The 17,170-nt window shown below is 65.8% G+C and carries 16 protein-coding genes; 9 read left to right on the top strand and 7 right to left on the bottom strand.

Annotation, left to right across the window (positions count from 1 at the left end; genetic code table 11):
- Positions 1–76: 76 nt before the first annotated feature.
- On the bottom strand, positions 77–889 hold the full coding sequence (locus tag AC13GA_RS18705; protein WP_337302483.1) for an APH(6) family putative aminoglycoside O-phosphotransferase: 813 nt from the start codon (positions 887–889) through the stop codon (positions 77–79).
- A gap of 138 nt (positions 890–1,027) precedes the next feature.
- On the opposite strand from AC13GA_RS18705, the gene clpA reads away from it, so the two are divergent.
- From clpA to AC13GA_RS18690, 3 genes are all read left to right on the top strand, one after another.
- The gene (clpA, locus tag AC13GA_RS18700) at positions 1,028–3,313 is read left to right on the top strand and encodes an ATP-dependent Clp protease ATP-binding subunit ClpA (RefSeq protein WP_046982911.1); all 2,286 of its coding nucleotides are present in this window, start codon (positions 1,028–1,030) and stop codon (positions 3,311–3,313) included.
- A gap of 114 nt (positions 3,314–3,427) precedes the next feature.
- The gene (locus AC13GA_RS18695; RefSeq protein WP_482998746.1) at positions 3,428–3,757 is read left to right on the top strand and encodes a type II toxin-antitoxin system RelE/ParE family toxin; all 330 of its coding nucleotides are present in this window, start codon (positions 3,428–3,430) and stop codon (positions 3,755–3,757) included.
- Positions 3,758–3,780: 23 nt separating this feature from the next.
- Entirely contained in the window at positions 3,781–4,068 is a 288-nt protein-coding gene (locus AC13GA_RS18690) for a HigA family addiction module antitoxin (protein ID WP_482998745.1), read from the top strand.
- 48 nt (positions 4,069–4,116) lie between these two features.
- Here AC13GA_RS18690 and AC13GA_RS18685 read toward each other — a convergent pair whose 3' ends face one another.
- The 4 genes from AC13GA_RS18685 to aat form a co-directional block, all read right to left on the bottom strand.
- Positions 4,117–4,494, bottom strand: a complete 378-nt coding sequence (locus AC13GA_RS18685; protein WP_482998744.1) for a hypothetical protein — start codon at positions 4,492–4,494, stop codon at positions 4,117–4,119.
- Positions 4,495–4,623: 129 nt separating this feature from the next.
- On the bottom strand, positions 4,624–4,896 hold the full coding sequence (locus AC13GA_RS18680) for a hypothetical protein (protein WP_482998743.1): 273 nt from the start codon (positions 4,894–4,896) through the stop codon (positions 4,624–4,626).
- 171 nt (positions 4,897–5,067) lie between these two features.
- On the bottom strand, positions 5,068–5,286 hold the full coding sequence (gene infA / locus AC13GA_RS18675) for a translation initiation factor IF-1 (RefSeq protein WP_005409596.1): 219 nt from the start codon (positions 5,284–5,286) through the stop codon (positions 5,068–5,070).
- 86 nt (positions 5,287–5,372) lie between these two features.
- Positions 5,373–6,113: a leucyl/phenylalanyl-tRNA--protein transferase gene (aat, locus tag AC13GA_RS18670; protein WP_482998779.1), complete on the bottom strand. Its 741-nt coding sequence runs from the start codon at positions 6,111–6,113 to the stop codon at positions 5,373–5,375.
- Positions 6,114–6,185: 72 nt separating this feature from the next.
- Here aat and AC13GA_RS18665 point away from each other — a divergent pair, with 72 nt between their 5' ends.
- Positions 6,186–7,454 (top strand): hypothetical protein, encoded by a 1,269-nt coding sequence (locus AC13GA_RS18665; protein WP_480982779.1) that lies wholly within the window; start codon positions 6,186–6,188, stop codon positions 7,452–7,454.
- A 127-nt stretch (positions 7,455–7,581) separates the two neighbouring features.
- Here AC13GA_RS18665 and AC13GA_RS18660 read toward each other — a convergent pair whose 3' ends face one another.
- Positions 7,582–8,706, bottom strand: coding sequence for a GNAT family N-acetyltransferase (locus AC13GA_RS18660; protein WP_482998742.1), 1,125 nt, complete (start codon positions 8,704–8,706; stop codon positions 7,582–7,584).
- Between the two features lie 101 nt (positions 8,707–8,807).
- On the bottom strand, positions 8,808–9,779 hold the full coding sequence (gene trxB, locus AC13GA_RS18655) for a thioredoxin-disulfide reductase (RefSeq protein ID WP_262228469.1): 972 nt from the start codon (positions 9,777–9,779) through the stop codon (positions 8,808–8,810).
- A 232-nt stretch (positions 9,780–10,011) separates the two neighbouring features.
- Between trxB and AC13GA_RS18650 the strand changes: the two genes are divergently transcribed.
- From AC13GA_RS18650 to AC13GA_RS18630, 5 genes are all read left to right on the top strand, one after another.
- Positions 10,012–12,372 (top strand): DNA translocase FtsK, encoded by a 2,361-nt coding sequence (locus AC13GA_RS18650; RefSeq protein WP_046982916.1) that lies wholly within the window; start codon positions 10,012–10,014, stop codon positions 12,370–12,372.
- Between the two features lie 38 nt (positions 12,373–12,410).
- Positions 12,411–14,354, top strand: coding sequence for a DUF3857 domain-containing protein (locus tag AC13GA_RS18645; protein WP_482998741.1), 1,944 nt, complete (start codon positions 12,411–12,413; stop codon positions 14,352–14,354).
- A gap of 111 nt (positions 14,355–14,465) precedes the next feature.
- A complete protein-coding gene (lolA, locus tag AC13GA_RS18640) occupies positions 14,466–15,104 on the top strand; it encodes an outer membrane lipoprotein periplasmic chaperone LolA (protein ID WP_482998740.1) in 639 nt (212 codons plus the stop codon).
- A 231-nt stretch (positions 15,105–15,335) separates the two neighbouring features.
- Positions 15,336–16,634 (top strand): replication-associated recombination protein A, encoded by a 1,299-nt coding sequence (locus AC13GA_RS18635; protein WP_223276803.1) that lies wholly within the window; start codon positions 15,336–15,338, stop codon positions 16,632–16,634.
- A 75-nt stretch (positions 16,635–16,709) separates the two neighbouring features.
- Positions 16,710–17,081, top strand: coding sequence for a DUF805 domain-containing protein (locus tag AC13GA_RS18630; RefSeq protein ID WP_046982920.1), 372 nt, complete (start codon positions 16,710–16,712; stop codon positions 17,079–17,081).
- Positions 17,082–17,170 lie beyond the last annotated feature (89 nt).

Below are 17,170 nucleotides of genomic sequence, written 5' to 3'. Positions count from 1 at the left end.
CGGCTGCTGTTCGTCCCGGCGCAATGATCCCGGATGGAGTGTGCCCACCAAGGTGGGCACCTACCAGGCGCGGAGGTCACCCCTCCGCCAGCGCCTGCAACGCCATCTGCGCCACCGCTTCGTCGATATCGGCGGGATCGCCGTCATCGCGGAACCACACCGCTGACAGCCCTGCGCTGGATGCGATCCAGCGCAGCAGCCTGCGCCGCTCGATCCCTGTCAGCGCGGTGACCTGTTCCAGCCGCGCCGCAAACCGCTCTGGCTGTGTCGCAACGTGGATGCCCGGCCCGCACAGGTCCGGATTGCTGAACAACGTCGTGTAATCGAACGCACGGTCGCCGATCAATCGCTTCGGATCGATCGCCAACCAACCGCGCGCACCGAAATCGAGCACGTTGTCGTGGTGCAGGTCGCCGTGCAGTGGCCGGATCTCCTGCTCCTCCTGCAACAATGCCGCCGCCAGTGATCTGCACTGTTCCAGCAGTGGTGGCAGCATCGCCCTTGGCTGCAACAGGTCCGCGAACCATGTGCGCAGGCAGACCAGTTCCGCTGGCGGTGCGCTCCGTGGCCGGTGCAGCCGTTGCAGGACCTGGCACAGGATGGTGGTGCAGGCGTCATCGTCGCCGTCGATCGAGCGTTGCCGCAACGAGTTGCCGCGGGCGCGCTCGATCAGGATTGCCGGGCCCTCGTGGGCCAGCAGCCGGGCGGCGCCGTCGCCGTTCCACCAGCGCAGCAGGCGATGGCTGTTCTGCTCCTCGGCTTCGCTGCTGACCTTGAGCATCGCTGGCTCGCCGGCGGTGGTCAGTACCGGCCAGAGCTGGGCATGGGGCGTCTGGATGGCCGCGCCATCACGCCGCAATCGCCAGCGGCTCAGGTAGGGTTCGCTCATGCTGGGTGGGCTGTCCTGGAGCGAATGAAGATCAAGCGATCCGTACTGCTAACGCCATCTGAACGCAGCAATCCGCTAGGGTGATGGAAATCGCGTAGTCAGGCCGCATATTGTCCCTATCTGCCGCCGGAGTAATCCATGTTCAGCAAAGACCTCGAACACACCATCGGCCAGTGCTACAAGCGCGCCCGTGAGGCCCGGCATGAGTTCATGACGGTCGAACACCTGCTGTTGGCACTGCTCGACAACCCGTCCGCCCAGGCCGTGCTGAAGGCCTGTGGTGCCGACGCCGAACGCCTGCGTCAGGAGCTGGAGCAGGCCATCGAGGCCTCCGTGTCCCGCCTGGCCGAAGATGACGGCCGCGATACCCAGCCGACCCTGGGCTTCCAGCGCGTGCTGCAGAGGGCCGTGTACCACGTGCAGTCTTCGGGCAAGAAGGAGGTCACCGGCGCGAACGTGCTGGTCGCCATCTTCGGCGAAAAGGACTCCCACGCCGTCTATTACCTCAACCAGCAGGACGTTACCCGGCTGGATGTGGTCAATTATTTGTCCCACGGCATCGCCAAGCTGGGCGAGGAGGGCGAGCAGCCGTCCTCTTCCTCGGAGGGCGAAAGCCGCATCGAAGGCGGGGAGGGCGAGCCGAAGGGCGATGCCCTTACCGAGTTCGCCAGCAACCTCAACGAACAGGCCCGCGCCGGGCGCATCGACCCGCTGGTCGGTCGTGCCGATGAGATCGAACGCACCATCCAGGTGCTGTGCCGCCGTCGCAAGAACAACCCGCTGTACGTGGGTGAGGCCGGCGTGGGCAAGACCGCCATCGCCGAGGGGCTGGCACGCCGCATCATCGAAGGTTCGGTGCCGGAGGTACTGTCGGACGCGGTGATCTACTCGCTCGACCTCGGTGCGCTGGTGGCCGGGACCAAGTACCGCGGTGATTTCGAGAAGCGCCTGAAGAGCGTGCTGACCGCGCTGAAGAAGGTGCCCAACGCGGTGCTGTTCATCGACGAGATCCACACCATCATCGGTGCCGGCTCGGCCTCGGGCGGCACCATGGATGCCTCCAACCTGATCAAGCCGGCACTGGCTTCAGGTGAGCTGCGCTGCATCGGCTCGACCACCTTCCAGGAGTACCGCGGCATCTTCGAGAAGGACCGGGCGCTGGCGCGCCGCTTCCAGAAGATCGACATCGTCGAGCCGACCGTCGGCGAGACCTACGAGATCCTGCAGGGCCTCAAGTCCAAGTACGAACTGCACCACGGCGTGACCTATTCCGACGAGGCGCTGCAGGCGGCGGTGGACCTGTCGGTCAAGCACATCGGCGACCGCCTGCTGCCTGACAAGGCCATCGACGTGATCGACGAGGCGGGTGCCCGCCAGCGCCTGCTGCCGGAAGGCCAGCGCAAGGAGCTGATCGACGTCGAGGAAGTGGAGGCCATCGTCGCCAAGATGGCGCGTATCCCGGCCAAGCAGGTCAGCGCCACCGACAAGGATGTGCTGCAGCACCTGGAGCGCAACCTGAAGATGGTGATCTTCGGGCAGGATCCGGCCATCGATACGCTGGCTTCGGCGATCAAACTGGCCCGTTCCGGGCTGGGCAATCCGGAAAAGCCGATCGGCAACTTCCTGTTCGCCGGCCCCACCGGCGTGGGCAAGACCGAGGTGACCAAGCAGCTGGCGCTGCAGCTGGGCATCGAGCTGGTCCGTTTCGACATGTCCGAGTACATGGAGCCGCACTCGATCAGCCGCCTGATCGGCGCGCCTCCGGGCTACGTCGGCTTCGACCAGGGCGGCCTGCTGACCGAGAAGATCGTCAAGACCCCGCACTGCGTGCTGTTGCTGGACGAGATCGAGAAGGCGCATCCGGACATCTTCAACATCCTGTTGCAGGTGATGGACCGCGGCGTGCTGACCGATACCAACGGTCGCGAGGCCAACTTCAAGAACGTGGTGCTGGTGATGACCACCAATGCCGGTGCGGCGCAGGCCTCGCGGCGCTCGATCGGCTTCACCAAACAGGACCATGCCACCGACGCGATGGAAACCATCCGCCGCAGCTTCACCCCGGAATTCCGCAACCGCCTCGATGCGGTAGTGCAGTTCCAGGCGCTGGGCTTCGAGCACATCCTGAGAGTGGTCGACAAGTTCCTGATCGAGCTGGAGATGCTGTTGCAGGACAAGCACGTCAGCCTGTCGGCCACCCCGACCGCGCGCGACTGGCTGGCCCACCACGGTTTCGACCCGCTGATGGGTGCTCGCCCGATGGCCCGCGTGATCCAGGACAAGATCAAGCGTCCGCTGGCCGACGAGCTGTTGTTCGGCAAGCTGGTCAATGGCGGCAGGGTCAGCATCGACGTCCGCGACGACGAGTTGGTGGTCGAGACGCAGGCCGAGCCGGAGCGGTTGTTGCCGGTGACGGTGGAGTGAGCTGACGCCAGGCTTGGCGCGATAGACCTGAAACAACAAGGGCGGCTTCGGCCGCCCTTGTTGTTTTCAGCGGGCTTGTCGCCTGCGGCCTTGCAGGTGGGAATGGAAGTGCCAATGCTGTTTCGTGATCGCGATGGAGTGTCGCCCCTCTTGTATCGCGAAACGATACAGGATACGGTAACGATCATCGATTTCCGCCACAAGGGCCTCGAGCGGCTCTACCGCTCAGGTAGCAGCAGTGGAATCCGGCACAGCCACACCAGCAAGGTGCTGATGATCCTGTCGATCCTGGATGTGGCATCGGGCCCTGGGGATCTCGCCATGCCTGGTTTGCGCCTGCACAAGCTGCGAGGCAGCCTGAAAGGGCATTGGTCCGTTTGGGTCAATGGAAACTGGCGGATTACCTTCCGTTTCACCGGTGGCGACGTGGAGTTGCTGGATTAACTGGACTATCACTGAGGCCGCGCATGATTCATCACCATCCACATCCGGGGCAGGCGATCAAGGCAATGGTCTTTGATCCGATGGATCTTTCCGTGACCGAGGCGGCCGAACGATTGGCAATGTCGCGCGTAGCGCTTTCGAGGGTACTTAATGGCAAAGCAGGCATCAGTCCTGACCTGGCCATCCGCCTGGAGATGGCAGGGGTGAGTACCGCGGCTTTCTGGATGGGGCTGCAATCCAACTACGATCTCTGGCTGGCGCGGCAGCGCGAGCAGCCGACGGTGTTGCCGCTGGTTGCCGCAGCGCGTTGACATGCATCGCGACAAGGGCGGCTTCGACCGCCCTTGTCATGTCCGGCGTCAGCGGCTGCGGTGGCGTGCTTCGCGCTTGAACCGCTCGGCGTCGATCGGCTCGATGCGCGACACTTCGCAGCTGCCGCGGCCGGTATCCAGTTCGCTGCGTCCATCGCTGCACAGTTCCCCAGCCTCCTTGCCGTCGGTCTTGAAGCTCAGGCGGCGGGCCAGCACGGCCGAGGTGCAGCTGTTGCGGAAATGCACGACATAGTGGTCTGCGCCGGAGCGGAACAGGATGTTCTTGTCTGCGCCGGCGCGAACGATCTGCTGCTCGCCAGACAGTGGTGTGCATTGGGCTGGCGGGGTGTCGGCTGCATGTGCAGGCGACGCCAGCAGGGTGGTGGCGGACAGGGTCAGGGGGATGAGCAGCGAGCGAATGTTCATGGGGGAGCATGGGGTGGCGATCCGGACTGGATCGGATCCCACGATGCCGCCGCCGGCACCCGTGCGAATCTGCCGCAAGCAGGGCTGACCTACGCCACGGTGTGGTCGGTCACGATGACCTTTGGCGCCTCACGCAGCGATCGAGCGGAACCCTTGCTGGCGCGCCTGGTCGCCGCCGTCCTCGATGACGAAGGCGACTGCCTCGCGCGGCATGTGCAGGCGCTGCTTCAGGGTGCTGCCCATGTGCGGGATCTCGCGCTGTACGGCCAGGTACAGCGGATGCGAGGCATCCATGCTGGTGCAGACCAGGCAGGGCTGGCCGAACCAAGTGCCGTCCGGGCCCTTGCTGGCATAGCAGCCGCTGGTGACGGACTGTGGATCCAGGACGATCAGGCAGGTCATGCACGCAACGCCATCTGTGAAGAACGCATTGAGCCTGGATCGCCTGTGCAGCGCTGGATCTCAGACAAGGCCGAAAAGTGAGTGATCTCGATAATCGCCACTTTGTTAAGCGCACGACAAAGGGCCAGCAGCAAGGCCGGCCCTGTCGGAGTGGCGCCAAGCGCCGACCGCTTACTTCATGCGGTAGGTGATACGACCCTTGGTCAGGTCATACGGGGTCATTTCAACCTTGACCCGGTCACCGGTGAGGATGCGGATGTAGTTCTTGCGCATGCGGCCGGAGATGTGGGCGATGATTTCGTGCCCATTTTCCAGACGAACGCGGAAAGTGGTGTTCGGCAGCGTCTCGCTGACGGTGCCCTCGAACTCGATGGAATCGTCTTTCGACATGTAGTCCTGTGCGGTTCAGAAAACGGCCACGCTGGGCCTAAGGCGCGGTATTTTACGCGTGATGCGCCCAGCTTGCAAAGTTTGTGTTAACCCCCGGCCAAACGCCGTGCTGGCAAACGTCCCACCGCCTGGGTCCAGGGGCCTTCACGGCCATCCTGATGGACGGCCTGGCGCACGTGATCGAGGAATTCTGCGCGCGGCAGGTGTTCGGCACCCATCCGCAGCAGGTGCGGATTTTCCACCTGGGCATCAATCAGTTGGCAGCCCCAGCCGCGCAGGGTGGTCGCCAATGCGGCCAGGGCGATCTTGGAGCCGCCACTGGCGCCACTGAACATGCTCTCGCCAAAAAACATGGCGCCGATCGCGACGCCGTAGATGCCGCCGACCAGCGTCTGCCGGTCCCAGACCTCGAAGGAATGGGCGAAGCCGAGGTCGTGCAGTTGGCTGTAAGCCTCGACCATCGCCGGACTGATCCAGGTGCCGTCCTGGCCGGGGCGTGGCGCTGCGGCGCAGGCGTGCATCACCCGGCTGAAGGCGGTGTCGGCGGTGATCTCCCACGTGCTGCTGCGCAACTGGCGGCGGAAGCGACTGGACAGATGCACGCCATCGGTACGGAATACCATGCGCGGGTCCGGTGACCACCACAGGATCGGCTCGCCCTCGCTGAACCACGGGAAGATGCCGCCGGCATAGGCATTGAGCAGGCGCATCGGGTGCAGGTCGCCGCCCACCGCCAGCAGGCCGTCGGGCTGGCGCAGTGCGGTCTCGGCCGGAGGGAAGGGGGCGTCCGGCGCATCGGCCAGGCGCCAGGGCAGCTGGCGGGTCATGCCGCCATTGTATTCGTCGTGGTGATCGCTGATGTCTGGCACCATCAGCGTCCAACGGCAAGGAGCCCACGCATGAGCGACGCGATCACCGCCATCCTCGATGTGCACGACACCCCGCGCACGCGCAACGACAGCCAGGGCATGCTGCTGATGCTGGCCACTGAGCAGCCGCGCCAGCTCGGTGCGTTGATGCTGCAGGCACTGGCGCGACGCTCGCCGAGCTCAGCCTTCCTCGACATGGCGCTGGACCTGCTACCGGATGATGCGGTGCCCGCAGTCGTGGCCGAAGCATGGCGTCGCTATCGTGATGGCGAGCGCGGCGAGCTGCTGGCCAGCGTGATGGAGTTCGCCAGCTATCAGGCGCCGCAGCTGCTGCAGGACGACTGGGAGGCATTGCTGGCGATCGTTAGTGAGGATGAGCTGCAGCTGGCTTCGCAGGTATGGCGGGGCCTGCCCTCTGCCACTGCCGCGCAGTGGGCGCAGATCCTGGCTGAAGCCGATGACGATCGCGAAATGGCGCGGGCCCGGGCGCTGCTGCTCGCCGCCCAGCCCGAGACCTACGCCATTGCTCGCGGCTACGTGGTCGACTGGGGGCGGTTGGATGCCGAGGTCTGGGCGCACTGGGCCGGCGTCGCCGACGGACCGCAGCCGCGGCGCCTGCATGGGGAGCGGCCGCTGCACATCCGCTTCGGCCGCGAGCAGCATCGCGCGCAGCAGGCGGACGAGCCGAGCTGGCGCAAGCGCATCTGGCGCCTGCATCCAACCTGGAATGGTGGCCAGGTGCATCACGCCGGGCGCATGGGAGGACCGCTGGAAGCGCTGTGCGGTGGTTGTCACGCGCCGCTGCAGCGGCTGCTGCAGACCGATGCTGCTGCGCTGCAGCCAGGCGCGTCCGGTGAGGTCACGCTCGGCTTGTGCCTGGATTGTTGTGGATGGGAGGAGCCGCCCGTGCGCTTCTATCGCCACGATGCCGCAGGCCAGCCCGGCTGCCACCCCAGCCAGTACCGCGAGGTGCCGAACACCCCCACCGACAGCGGCGACCTGATGCAGGCGGAGGTGGGCCTTGCGGCCCTGGGCAGCGAGCGTTGGCGGCAGCAGGACTGGGGCCAGTCCAACCATCGGCAGAACCTGTCGCGCGTGGGCGGCGCGCCAAGCTGGGTGCAGAGTGCGTGGTACCCGGCGTGCATCGATTGCGGCGAAGAGATGCCGTTCGTCATGCAACTGGATTCAACGCTGCCAACCACGGGTGAGGGCGCGCTGCTGTGGGGCAGCGGCGGCATGCTCTATACGTTCTGGTGTGCGAAGTGCCGGGTGAGTGGGCACTTCTGGCAGTGCACCTGATTACAGTGTCCTCGCCACCGCTCTGGCAGGTGCCGGATGGATGCGCGCGGCTCTCGCTGTTGCCCTGGTAGGTGCCCACCTTGGTTGGCACGCTTTTTGGCGGAGCCCAGGTCGAGCAAGCGCGACTCTACGTTCCTGCGCGGAACGGCCCATGCCCTTGCAGCTCCTGCTGGTAACGCCGCACATCGCGCCGCTCCTGCCGGCACCAGTCCTGCAGTGCTTCTGCGAAATCCGGATCGGCCATCCAGTGCCGGCTGCGCACCAGCGTCGGCAGGAAGCCCCGCGCCAGCTTGTGCTCGCCCTGTGCGCCCGGCTCGAAACGGCTCAGCCCTTCGCGCAGGCAGTATTCGATGCCCTGGTAGTAGCAGGCTTCGAAGTGCAGGCCGGGCAGGGTGGCGCCACCCCAGTAACGGCCATACAGCGTGTCTCCACCCCGCAGGCATAGCGCACCGGCAATCGGCTCGCCGTCCTGTTCTGCCAGGAACAGCACCAGCCCCTGACCCAAAGAAATGGCCAGGTGGCGCAGGAAGGCCTCGGTCAGCGCGGGGGCATTGCCGTACTCGAGGAAGGTCTGCAGATAGAAGCGGTACATCGCCTGCAGATCCGCGCGACTCGCTTCATCGCCGTGCACCACGCGGAAGGTGATGCCCTGGCGCGTGACCTTGGCCCGTTCCTGACGGATATTCTTGCGGTGCTTGTGGTCCATCGCACCGAGGAACTGCTCGAACGTCGCCCAGTCACCCGGGTTCTGCCATTGGAACTGCACGTCCTCGCGCAGCAGCCAGTCATCGCCGAACAGCGCCTCGTCCACCGCGGTGTGGAAGTTGATATGGGCCGACGACACGCCCAGTGCCGGCAGCGCATCACGCAATGCCGTCAATAACGCGGCGCGCTCCGGATCGTGACGGGCCAGCAGCCGCGGGCCGGTGACCGGCGAGTACGGCACCGCGCCCAGCCACTTGGGGTAGTAGTCGCGGCCGTGGCGGGCATAGGCGTTGGCCCAGGCGTGGTCGAACACGAACTCGCCGTGCGAGTTGGTCTTCAGGTAGCCCGGAATGGCGCCGACCAGAGTGTCGCCCTCCCACAGTGTGAAGTGCCGGGGCTGCCAGCCCCAGTCCTCGCGCAGGCAACCGTGCTGTTCAAGCCCTGAGAGGAAGGCGTAGCTGACGAACGGGTTCCGCCCGTCGTGCAGGGCATCCCAGTCGGTAGCGGGAATGGACTGCAGGGAGTCGAGGAAGCGGGGGGAGGGCATGGAGGAAGGATAGGGTAGATGAAACAGAAAGGCCGACGCATGGGCGTCGGCCTTTTGCATGAGTCGAGCGTGGCTCGACGCTACAGATGCAGGTTCGCCTCTCAGCTCGCCTTGCCCTGTGCGTCCAGGTAGCGCTCGGCGTCCAGTGCGGCCATGCAGCCGAAGCCGGCCGAGGTGATCGCCTGGCGGTAGTGCTGGTCGGCCACGTCGCCGGCGGCGAACACGCCTTCCACCGAGGTCTGGGTGGCGTTGCCGCCCAGGCCCGAACGGATTTCCAGGTAGCCGTTGTTCATTGCCAGCTGGCCGTCGAACAGCTGGGTGTTCGGGTGGTGGCCGATGGCCACGAAGAAGCCGTGGGCGTCGATGTCGCGGGTGCTGCCGTCCAGGGTGGACTTCACGCGCACACCAGTTACGCCGGCGTCGTTGCCCAGCACTTCCTCCACCTGGTGGTGCCAGACGGTCTCGATCTTGCCGGCGGCCACCTTGGCGAACAGCTTGTCCTGCATGATCTTCTCCGCCTTCAGGGTGTCGCGGCGGTGGACCAGGTACACCTTGCGGGCGATGTTGGACAGGTACAGCGCCTCTTCCACGGCGGTGTTGCCGCCGCCGACCACGACCACGTCCTGGTCGCGGTAGAAGAAGCCGTCGCAGGTGGCACAGGCGGAGACGCCGCGTCCCTTGAACTCGTCTTCTGTCGGGATGCCCAGGTACTTGGCGGTGGCGCCGGTAGCGATGATCAGGGCGTCGCAGGTGTACTCGTGGCTGTCGCCGATCAGCTTGAACGGGCGCTGCGACACATCGGCGGTGTGGATGTGGTCGAAGATGACCTCGGTCTCGAAGCGCTCGGCATGGGCCTGCATGCGCGCCATCAGGTCCGGGCCCATCAGGCCGTGGGCGTCACCCGGCCAGTTGTCCACCTCGGTGGTGGTCATCAGCTGGCCGCCCTGCTGCAGGCCGGTGATGACGACCGGCTTCAGGTTGGCGCGGGCGGCGTAGACGGCGGCGGTCCAGCCGGCCGGGCCGGAACCGAGGATGACGAGGCGCTGGTGACGGGAGGGCAGGCTGGTGCTCATGTAAACTCGCGAAAAGGTAGATGGGACAAGGCGCTGGCGATATTTGCGCAGCATCCGTGGCTGGTCATAGAGTGGCGGCTGGGGCAGGGCGATTCAAGCCGATGAACAGAACGCCGTCATCCAGCGGTGGTTCTGGCGGTCAAATGCCCTGTCCGATGTCGCATAACTGAAAACTGACGCCGTCTCATTTATTATCAATCACTAACAGCGCATTCCAAAGGTATGGTCTAAGGTGGCGAAGCAGGTCCCCGAACGCTCCAAGTCCGACGACAGCAAGGCGTCACGTCGCACGGCCGCGGCGGCGACGACCGACAATCCACGCCGCCAGCGTCTCTGGCGCGACCTTGGCCTGATCGCCATCGCGCCGGCGCTGCTTTACCTGGCGGCCAGTCTTTTCACGTATTCAGCCACTGATCCGGGCTGGTCGCATACCGGCAGCGTGGTCGCGCCGGTACACAACCTCGGCGGCCGCGCCGGTGCATGGATCGCCGACGTGCTGCTGCAGCTGTTCGGCTACATCGCGTTCCTGCTGCCGGTGGTGCTGGGCGCGCTGGCGTGGATCGCCATGTTCGGGCTCAAGCGCGAGAGCAAGGGCGAGAACGACCTGGATCCGGCACTGCGCCTGGTCGGGCTGGTCGGCTTCCTGATTGCCGGCACCGGCTTCCTGCACGTGCGCCTGTTCAGTGGCGACGTGGCCCATGCTGGCGGCATCCTCGGCAAACTGGTCGGCAACTCGCTCACGGTGGGCTTCGGCGCACTGGGTGCGAACCTGTTCGTGCTGGTGCTGCTACTGGCCTCGATCACCCTGGCCACCGGGCTGTCCTGGTTCGTGGTGATGGAGAAGATCGGCCGCGGCGTGATGTCGCTGGCGCCATTGCTGGAGCGCAAGAAGGAAGAAGTCACCGAATGGCAGCAGACCCGGGTGATGCGCGAGGAGCGCCAGGAAGTGCGCAAGGCTGACGCTGAAGTGCGTGCCAAGCGCGAGCCGGTGAAGATCGAGCCACGCCCGGAACCAGTGATCGAGAAGAGTGACCGGGCCAAGCGCGACACGCAGATCCCGATGTTCCGTGGCGTCAACGGCGACGGCTCGGACCTGCCGCCGCTCGCCCTGCTGGACGACCCCAAGCCGCAGCCGGTGGGCTACGACAAGGAAACCCTGGACGCGCTGTCGCGGCAGATCGAGTTCAAGCTGAAGGATTTCCGCATCGACGCCCAGGTGGTTGGCGCCAACCCCGGCCCGGTCATCACCCGCTTCGAGATCGAGCCCGCGCCGGGCATCAAGGTCAGCCAGATCAGTTCGCTGGACAAGGACATCGCGCGCGGCCTGTCGGTGAAGTCGGTGCGCGTAGTCGACGTGATTCCGGGCAAGTCGGTGATCGGCCTGGAGATTCCCAACGTCACCCGCGAGATGATCTACCTGTCCGAGCTGCTGCGCTCGAAGGAATACGACAAGTCGGCCAGCGTGCTGACCCTGGCGCTGGGCAAGGACATCGCCGGCCGCTCGACCGTGGCCGATCTGGCGCGCATGCCGCACCTGCTGGTGGCCGGTACCACCGGTTCGGGCAAGTCGGTGGCGGTCAACGCGATGGTGCTGAGCCTGCTGTTCAAGGCCTCGCCGAAAGACCTGCGGATGCTGATGATCGACCCGAAGATGCTCGAACTGAGCGTCTACCAGGGCATCCCGCACCTGCTGGCGCCGGTGGTCACCGACATGAAGGAGGCCGCCAACGGCCTGCGCTGGTGCGTGGCCGAGATGGAGCGCCGCTACAAGCTGATGAGCGCGGTGGGCGTGCGCAACCTGGCCGGCTTCAACAAGAAGGTGAAGGAAGCCCAGGACGCCGGCCAGCCGCTGATGGACCCGCTGTTCAAGCCGAACCCGGAGCTGGGCGAGGCGCCGCGACCGTTGGAGACGCTGCCGTTCGTCGTCATCTTCATCGACGAATTCGCCGACATGATGATGATCGTCGGCAAGAAGGTGGAAGAGCTGATCGCGCGCCTGGCACAGAAGGCGCGTGCGGCCGGCATCCACCTGATCCTGGCCACGCAGCGCCCGTCGGTGGACGTGATCACCGGCCTGATCAAGGCCAACATCCCGACCCGTATCGCGTTCCAGGTCAGTTCCAAGATCGACTCGCGCACCATCCTCGACCAGTCCGGCGCGGAAACCCTGCTGGGCCACGGCGACATGCTGTACCTGCCGCCGGGTACCGCCATGCCCGAGCGCGTGCATGGCGCCTTCGTCTCCGACGAGGAAGTACATCGCGTGGTCGAACACCTCAAGGCGATGGGCCCGGCCGACTATGTCGACGGCGTGCTGGACGAAGTGCAGACGATGGGTGACGGCGTGGTCGTCGGCGCTACCGGCCTGCCCGAGAACAGTTCTTCCGGCGACGAGTCCGACCCGTTGTATGACGAGGCGCTGCGCGTGGTCACCGAGACCCGTCGAGCATCGATTTCCGGTGTGCAGCGCCGGTTGAAGATCGGCTACAACCGTGCAGCGAGGCTGATCGAGGCCATGGAAGCGGCCGGCGTGGTCAGTTCGCCCGAGCACAATGGCGACCGCACGGTGCTGGCACCGCCGCCGCCGAAGTAAGACCCGACGTATCCCCACGACGTCCAAGGAACCGACGCATGCTTCAACCCGTACCAAGCGCGCTGGCACTGGCGCTGGCAGCCCTGATGGCTGCCGGCCCGGCACTGGCAGACACCGCCACCTCCGCGCCCGCCACGGCGCCGCCTTCCACCAGCGGCGATACCGAAGCCAGCAATAATTTCAGCATTGTCCGTTACCGCGCCGACTACCAGGTGCGGCCGGATGCGGGCAATGTGCAGACCGAAACCTACGAGGTCCTGCTCAAGACCAAGGCCTCCGTCGAGCAGTTCAGCCAGGTGCGGCTGAGCTACAGCGAGAAGATGGAGACGCTGGACGTGCTCGGCGCCTACACCATCACCGCAGACGGCCAGCGCCGCGACGTGCCCGCCGACCGCATCTATACCCAGGAAAGCTATTCCAGTGCCTCGGCGGCAATGTACGCCGACCGCAAGGTGCGGGTGATCGTGTTCCCGAACCTGGCCCCCGGTACGCGGTTGTACTACCAGGTGCGCCGTACCCAGGCCACGCCATACTTCCCGGGCTACTTCGGCCTGTGGGAGACCTTCAATGTCTTCACCGAGTACGAGGACGCCGAGGTCACCCTCAGTGCGCCGGCCAACCTGCCGATGTTCGTCGACAGCCGCGGCGTGCAGGGCAGCGATCGCCCGACGGTGAAGAACGGCCAGGCACAGTGGCGCTGGCGCTACCAGCGTCGCGAAGCCATGCCGGCACAGAACTGGTCGGCGGCGGGCTGGGAGTTCGGCCCGAACATCATGGCCAGCACCTATCGTGACTGGTCGCAGATGGGCCGTGCCTACCAGCTCAAGGCTGGTCCGGCGGCGCAGGTCACGCCGGAACTGCAGGCGCTGGCCGACCAGATCACCGCCGGCATCAGCGATCGCCGCGAACAAGCCGATGCGCTTTACCGTTGGGTGGCGCAGAACATCCGCTATGTGGCGGTGTATCTGGGCAACGGCGGCCTGGAGCCGAACAGCGCGCAGAGCATCCTGGACAACCACTACGGTGACTGCAAGGACCATGTGACGATCCTGGAGGCACTGCTGGCCGCCAGGGGAATCGCCAGTTCGCCGGTGCTGATCGGTGCCGGTGGTGGGCCGACGCTACCGAAGATCCCGGTACTGGGCCGCTTCAACCACGCCATCACCTACATCCCTGAGTTTGATCTGTACCTGGACTCGACCACCGCCTGGGCGCGCTTCGGTCAGTTGCCGGAAGGCGACCTGGGGGCGCCGGTGATGCGTACCCGCGATGCGAGCCTGGCGCGTACCCCGGCCAATACGCCGCAGCGTAATGCCACTTCGATGGAAGTGCGTTTCACCTTCGACGCCAACGGCAACCTGCGCGGCGAGACGATTCCCAAGCTCGGCGAGAACGCCGAGATCGGAATGCGCGCCCAGTTCTCCCAGCTCAACGCGCAGAACCGTGCGCGCGCTGAAGAGCAGATCATGGCCGCGTCCGGTTTCGACGGGCGAGGGCAGCTACAGATCCAGGGTGTGCCGGTCGACCTGACCCGGCCGTTCGGCTACCGCATGGCATTCCAGGCAGAGGACTACGCCGACTTCAGCGTGGCCGGCGGCATGGCTGTGCCGGATCCGCCGGGTGGCGAGTCGGTGCGCGGGCTGTACGCCACCGCCTCGGCGCCGGCCAACGAGACGCCGTTCTACTGCAACGCCAGCCTGCGCGAGGAAACCTATCGCCTGCAGTTCCCGGCCACTGCACCGATCATCGCCATCCCGGCCAGCCAGCGTTTTGCCAACGCTGCCGGCGAGTACCGGGTGGACTGGAGCCGCGAGGGCCAGGACGTGATCGTGCGCCACCGCCTGCAGCAGAACGCGGTGCGTGGCCCGGAGGCGTTGTGCCAGCCGCAGGACTATCCGGCGTTCCGCGCGCTGTATCGCGAAGTGCGGCGCGGCTTCCGGGGCCAGGTGCTGTACGGCAAGCTGCCGACGACTGGCGGCTGAATCGCCGAGGGACGTTCAGGGCGGCATAATGTCGCCCTGATCGCCCATTCATCTTTGCCCGGGCACACTGGCAACCACCTTTCCTGGCGCCCGCGCCCACAGGATTCCCGCATGAACTTCCGCTTCCGCCGTTTCCTTGCCACCACCACCCTGGCCGTGGCCTGCGCCGCCGCCGGCAGCGCCTGGGCTGGCGCCCGCGATGACCTGAAGACCTTCACCAGCGGCCTGAAGGGCCTGGATGGCCAGTTCAGCCAGCAGGTGTTCGACAGCCGCGGCAAGGTGAAGGAGTCGACCAGCGGCCGAGTGGCGCTGTCGGCGCCGCGCCTGTTCCGTTGGGAGTACGTGCGCCCGCACGAACAGTTGATCGTGGCCGACGGCAGGAAGGTCTGGATGTACGAGCCGGACCTGGAGCAGGCCACCGTGCGCGAGCAGGGCAAGGAAGAACAGAACAGCCCGCTGACCGCGCTGATCAACCCGGCGCTGCTGGAGCAGCAGTACGACCTCAGCGAGGAAGCCGCGCAGCGTGACGGCCTGCAGTGGTTGTCGCTGTCGCCGAAGCGCGATACCGAAGCCAGCTTCCAGTACGCCGCGCTGGGCTTCAACGCCCAGGGTCTGGCCAGGATGGAAATCACCGACGCCGTCGGCCAGCGCACCGTGATCAGCTTCAGTGGCTGGAAGCGCAACCCGGGCTTCGCTGCCGGCACCTTCAGCTTCACCCCGCCGAAGGGCACCGACGTCATCGGCAACTGATCTCTGGGCGGCACCGCCCTGGTGGGTGTCAACCTTGGTTGACACGCTTTTGATCTGCCGGTCAGTGGCCGGCACTACTGAACCCTGTGGCCTGATCCGCTACCGATCACGGCCTGGCGCTGCTGGGTGCCAACCTTGGTTGGCACGCTCTCGCGGTACAATGACCGCGTGGCAAGACATCGTTCAACCTCCTTCCCCGGCCCCGATCTGCTGAGTGTCGATCGGGAACACATGCGCCCGCTGGCCGAGCGCATGCGCCCGCGCACCCTCGACGAGATGGTCGGGCAGAAGCGCCTGCTGGCGCCGGACAGCGCGCTGCGCCGCGCGGTCGAATCCGGTCGCGTGCATTCGATGATCCTGTGGGGGCCGCCGGGCTGCGGCAAGACCACGCTGGCACTGCTGCTGGCCGAATATTCCGACGCCGAATTCCGCGCCATCTCCGCCGTGCTGTCGGGCCTGCCGGAAGTGCGCCAGGTGCTGGCCGAGGCCGCGCAGCGTTTCGCTGAAGGTCGCCGCACGGTGCTGTTCGTGGACGAGGTGCATCGCTTCAACAAGGCGCAGCAGGATGCGTTCCTGCCGCACATCGAGCGCGGCACGATCCTGTTCGTCGGTGCCACCACCGAAAATCCGTCGTTCGAGCTGAACTCGGCGCTGCTGTCGCGCTGCCGCGTGCATGTGCTGGAGGGGGTTTCGCCCACCGACATTGTCGAGGCGCTGGAACGTGCGCTGGGTGATCGCGAACGCGGCCTGGGCGAGGAGGGCATCGAAGTTGCCCCCGAGCTTCTGCTGGAAATCGCGACCGCCGCCGATGGTGATGTGCGTCGTGCGCTGACCCTGCTGGAGATCGCCGCCGAACTGGCGGGTGGGGAGGGTGGCCGCATTACCCCGCAGACGCTGACCCAGGTGCTGGCCGATCGCACCCGCCGCTTCGACAAGGGTGGCGAGCAGTTCTACGACCAGATATCGGCGCTGCACAAGTCCGTGCGCAGCTCCAACCCTGATGCCGCGTTGTACTGGCTGACCCGCATGCTTGATGGCGGCTGCGATCCGTCTTACCTGGCGCGCCGGCTGACCCGCATGGCGATCGAGGATATCGGTCTGGCTGATCCGCGCGCGCAGAGCATGGCGCTGGAAGCCTGGGACATCTACGAGCGTCTGGGTAGCCCGGAAGGCGAGCTGGCGTTTGCCCAGCTGGTGCTCTATCTGGCCAGCACCGCCAAGTCGAATGCTGGCTATGCCGCCTTCAACCAGGCCAAGGCCGATGTGCGCGAGAGCGGCACCGAAGAAGTGCCGCTGCACCTGCGCAACGCGCCGACCAAGCTGATGAAGGAGCTGGGCTATGGCGCCGAGTACCAGTATGACCACGATGCCGAAGGCGGCATCGCACTGGACCAGACCGGCTTCCCGGATGCGATGGGCGAACGGGTGTACTACAACCCGGTTCCTCGTGGCCTGGAAATCAAGCTGAAGGAAAAGCTGGACCGGCTGCGTGCCGAGCGCGAAGCGGCGCGGGCCGCGAAGGGCCGCTGAGCCGGCTCGACGCCACATTGTTCTGCGCGCCTGCATTTGGCACACTGCGCGGCCACTTTTTCAAGGATTGATGCCGTGCAGGAAATGATTCTGCCGTTGAAGCGTTACGCCCAATTCGATGGTCGGGCCAACCGTCGCGAGTACTGGATGTTCCAGCTGTTCCTGTTGATCGTCTCAGCCGTCCTGATGGTGCCGCTCATCGCCGGATTGGTGATGCAGTCCGATGGCCTGGGCATCGCGTCGATCATCCTGTTTGTCGTGTTCTGGCTGGCCACCCTGCTGCCGGTCATCGCGGTCACCGTGCGCCGCCTGCATGACTGCAACCAGTCGGGCTGGATGTACCTGCTGGCCTTCATTCCGTTCGGCGGCCTGGTGATCTTCGTGTTCGCGCTGCTGCCGGGTACGCCGCAGGAGAATGCATATGGTCCGGTACCTGCGGGCCCCTGACATGGCATGAGTCGAGCACGGCTCGACTCTTATCTCTTGCGACTCTGGCACCTTAGGTGCCGAGAGCCCGGCGCGGGCGACCGTTCGGC

It is taken from the genome of Stenotrophomonas sp. 22DLJC03 (assembly GCF_056861405.1).
This window is presented reverse-complemented; position numbering and strand designations above follow the sequence as displayed.

Coding starts and splice junctions, on each gene's coding strand:
- AC13GA_RS18705 (WP_337302483.1), bottom strand. CDS start 889: ATGAGCGAACCCTACCTGAGCCGCTGGCGATTGCGGCGTGATGGCGCG.
- clpA (WP_046982911.1), top strand. CDS start 1,028: ATGTTCAGCAAAGACCTCGAACACACCATCGGCCAGTGCTACAAGCGC.
- AC13GA_RS18695 (WP_482998746.1), top strand. CDS start 3,428: ATGCTGTTTCGTGATCGCGATGGAGTGTCGCCCCTCTTGTATCGCGAA.
- AC13GA_RS18690 (WP_482998745.1), top strand. CDS start 3,781: ATGATTCATCACCATCCACATCCGGGGCAGGCGATCAAGGCAATGGTC.
- AC13GA_RS18685 (WP_482998744.1), bottom strand. CDS start 4,494: ATGAACATTCGCTCGCTGCTCATCCCCCTGACCCTGTCCGCCACCACC.
- AC13GA_RS18680 (WP_482998743.1), bottom strand. CDS start 4,896: ATGACCTGCCTGATCGTCCTGGATCCACAGTCCGTCACCAGCGGCTGC.
- infA (WP_005409596.1), bottom strand. CDS start 5,286: ATGTCGAAAGACGATTCCATCGAGTTCGAGGGCACCGTCAGCGAGACG.
- aat (WP_482998779.1), bottom strand. CDS start 6,113: ATGACCCGCCAGCTGCCCTGGCGCCTGGCCGATGCGCCGGACGCCCCC.
- AC13GA_RS18665 (WP_480982779.1), top strand. CDS start 6,186: ATGAGCGACGCGATCACCGCCATCCTCGATGTGCACGACACCCCGCGC.
- AC13GA_RS18660 (WP_482998742.1), bottom strand. CDS start 8,706: ATGCCCTCCCCCCGCTTCCTCGACTCCCTGCAGTCCATTCCCGCTACC.
- trxB (WP_262228469.1), bottom strand. CDS start 9,779: ATGAGCACCAGCCTGCCCTCCCGTCACCAGCGCCTCGTCATCCTCGGT.
- AC13GA_RS18645 (WP_482998741.1), top strand. CDS start 12,411: ATGCTTCAACCCGTACCAAGCGCGCTGGCACTGGCGCTGGCAGCCCTG.
- lolA (WP_482998740.1), top strand. CDS start 14,466: ATGAACTTCCGCTTCCGCCGTTTCCTTGCCACCACCACCCTGGCCGTG.
- AC13GA_RS18635 (WP_223276803.1), top strand. CDS start 15,336: ATGCGCCCGCTGGCCGAGCGCATGCGCCCGCGCACCCTCGACGAGATG.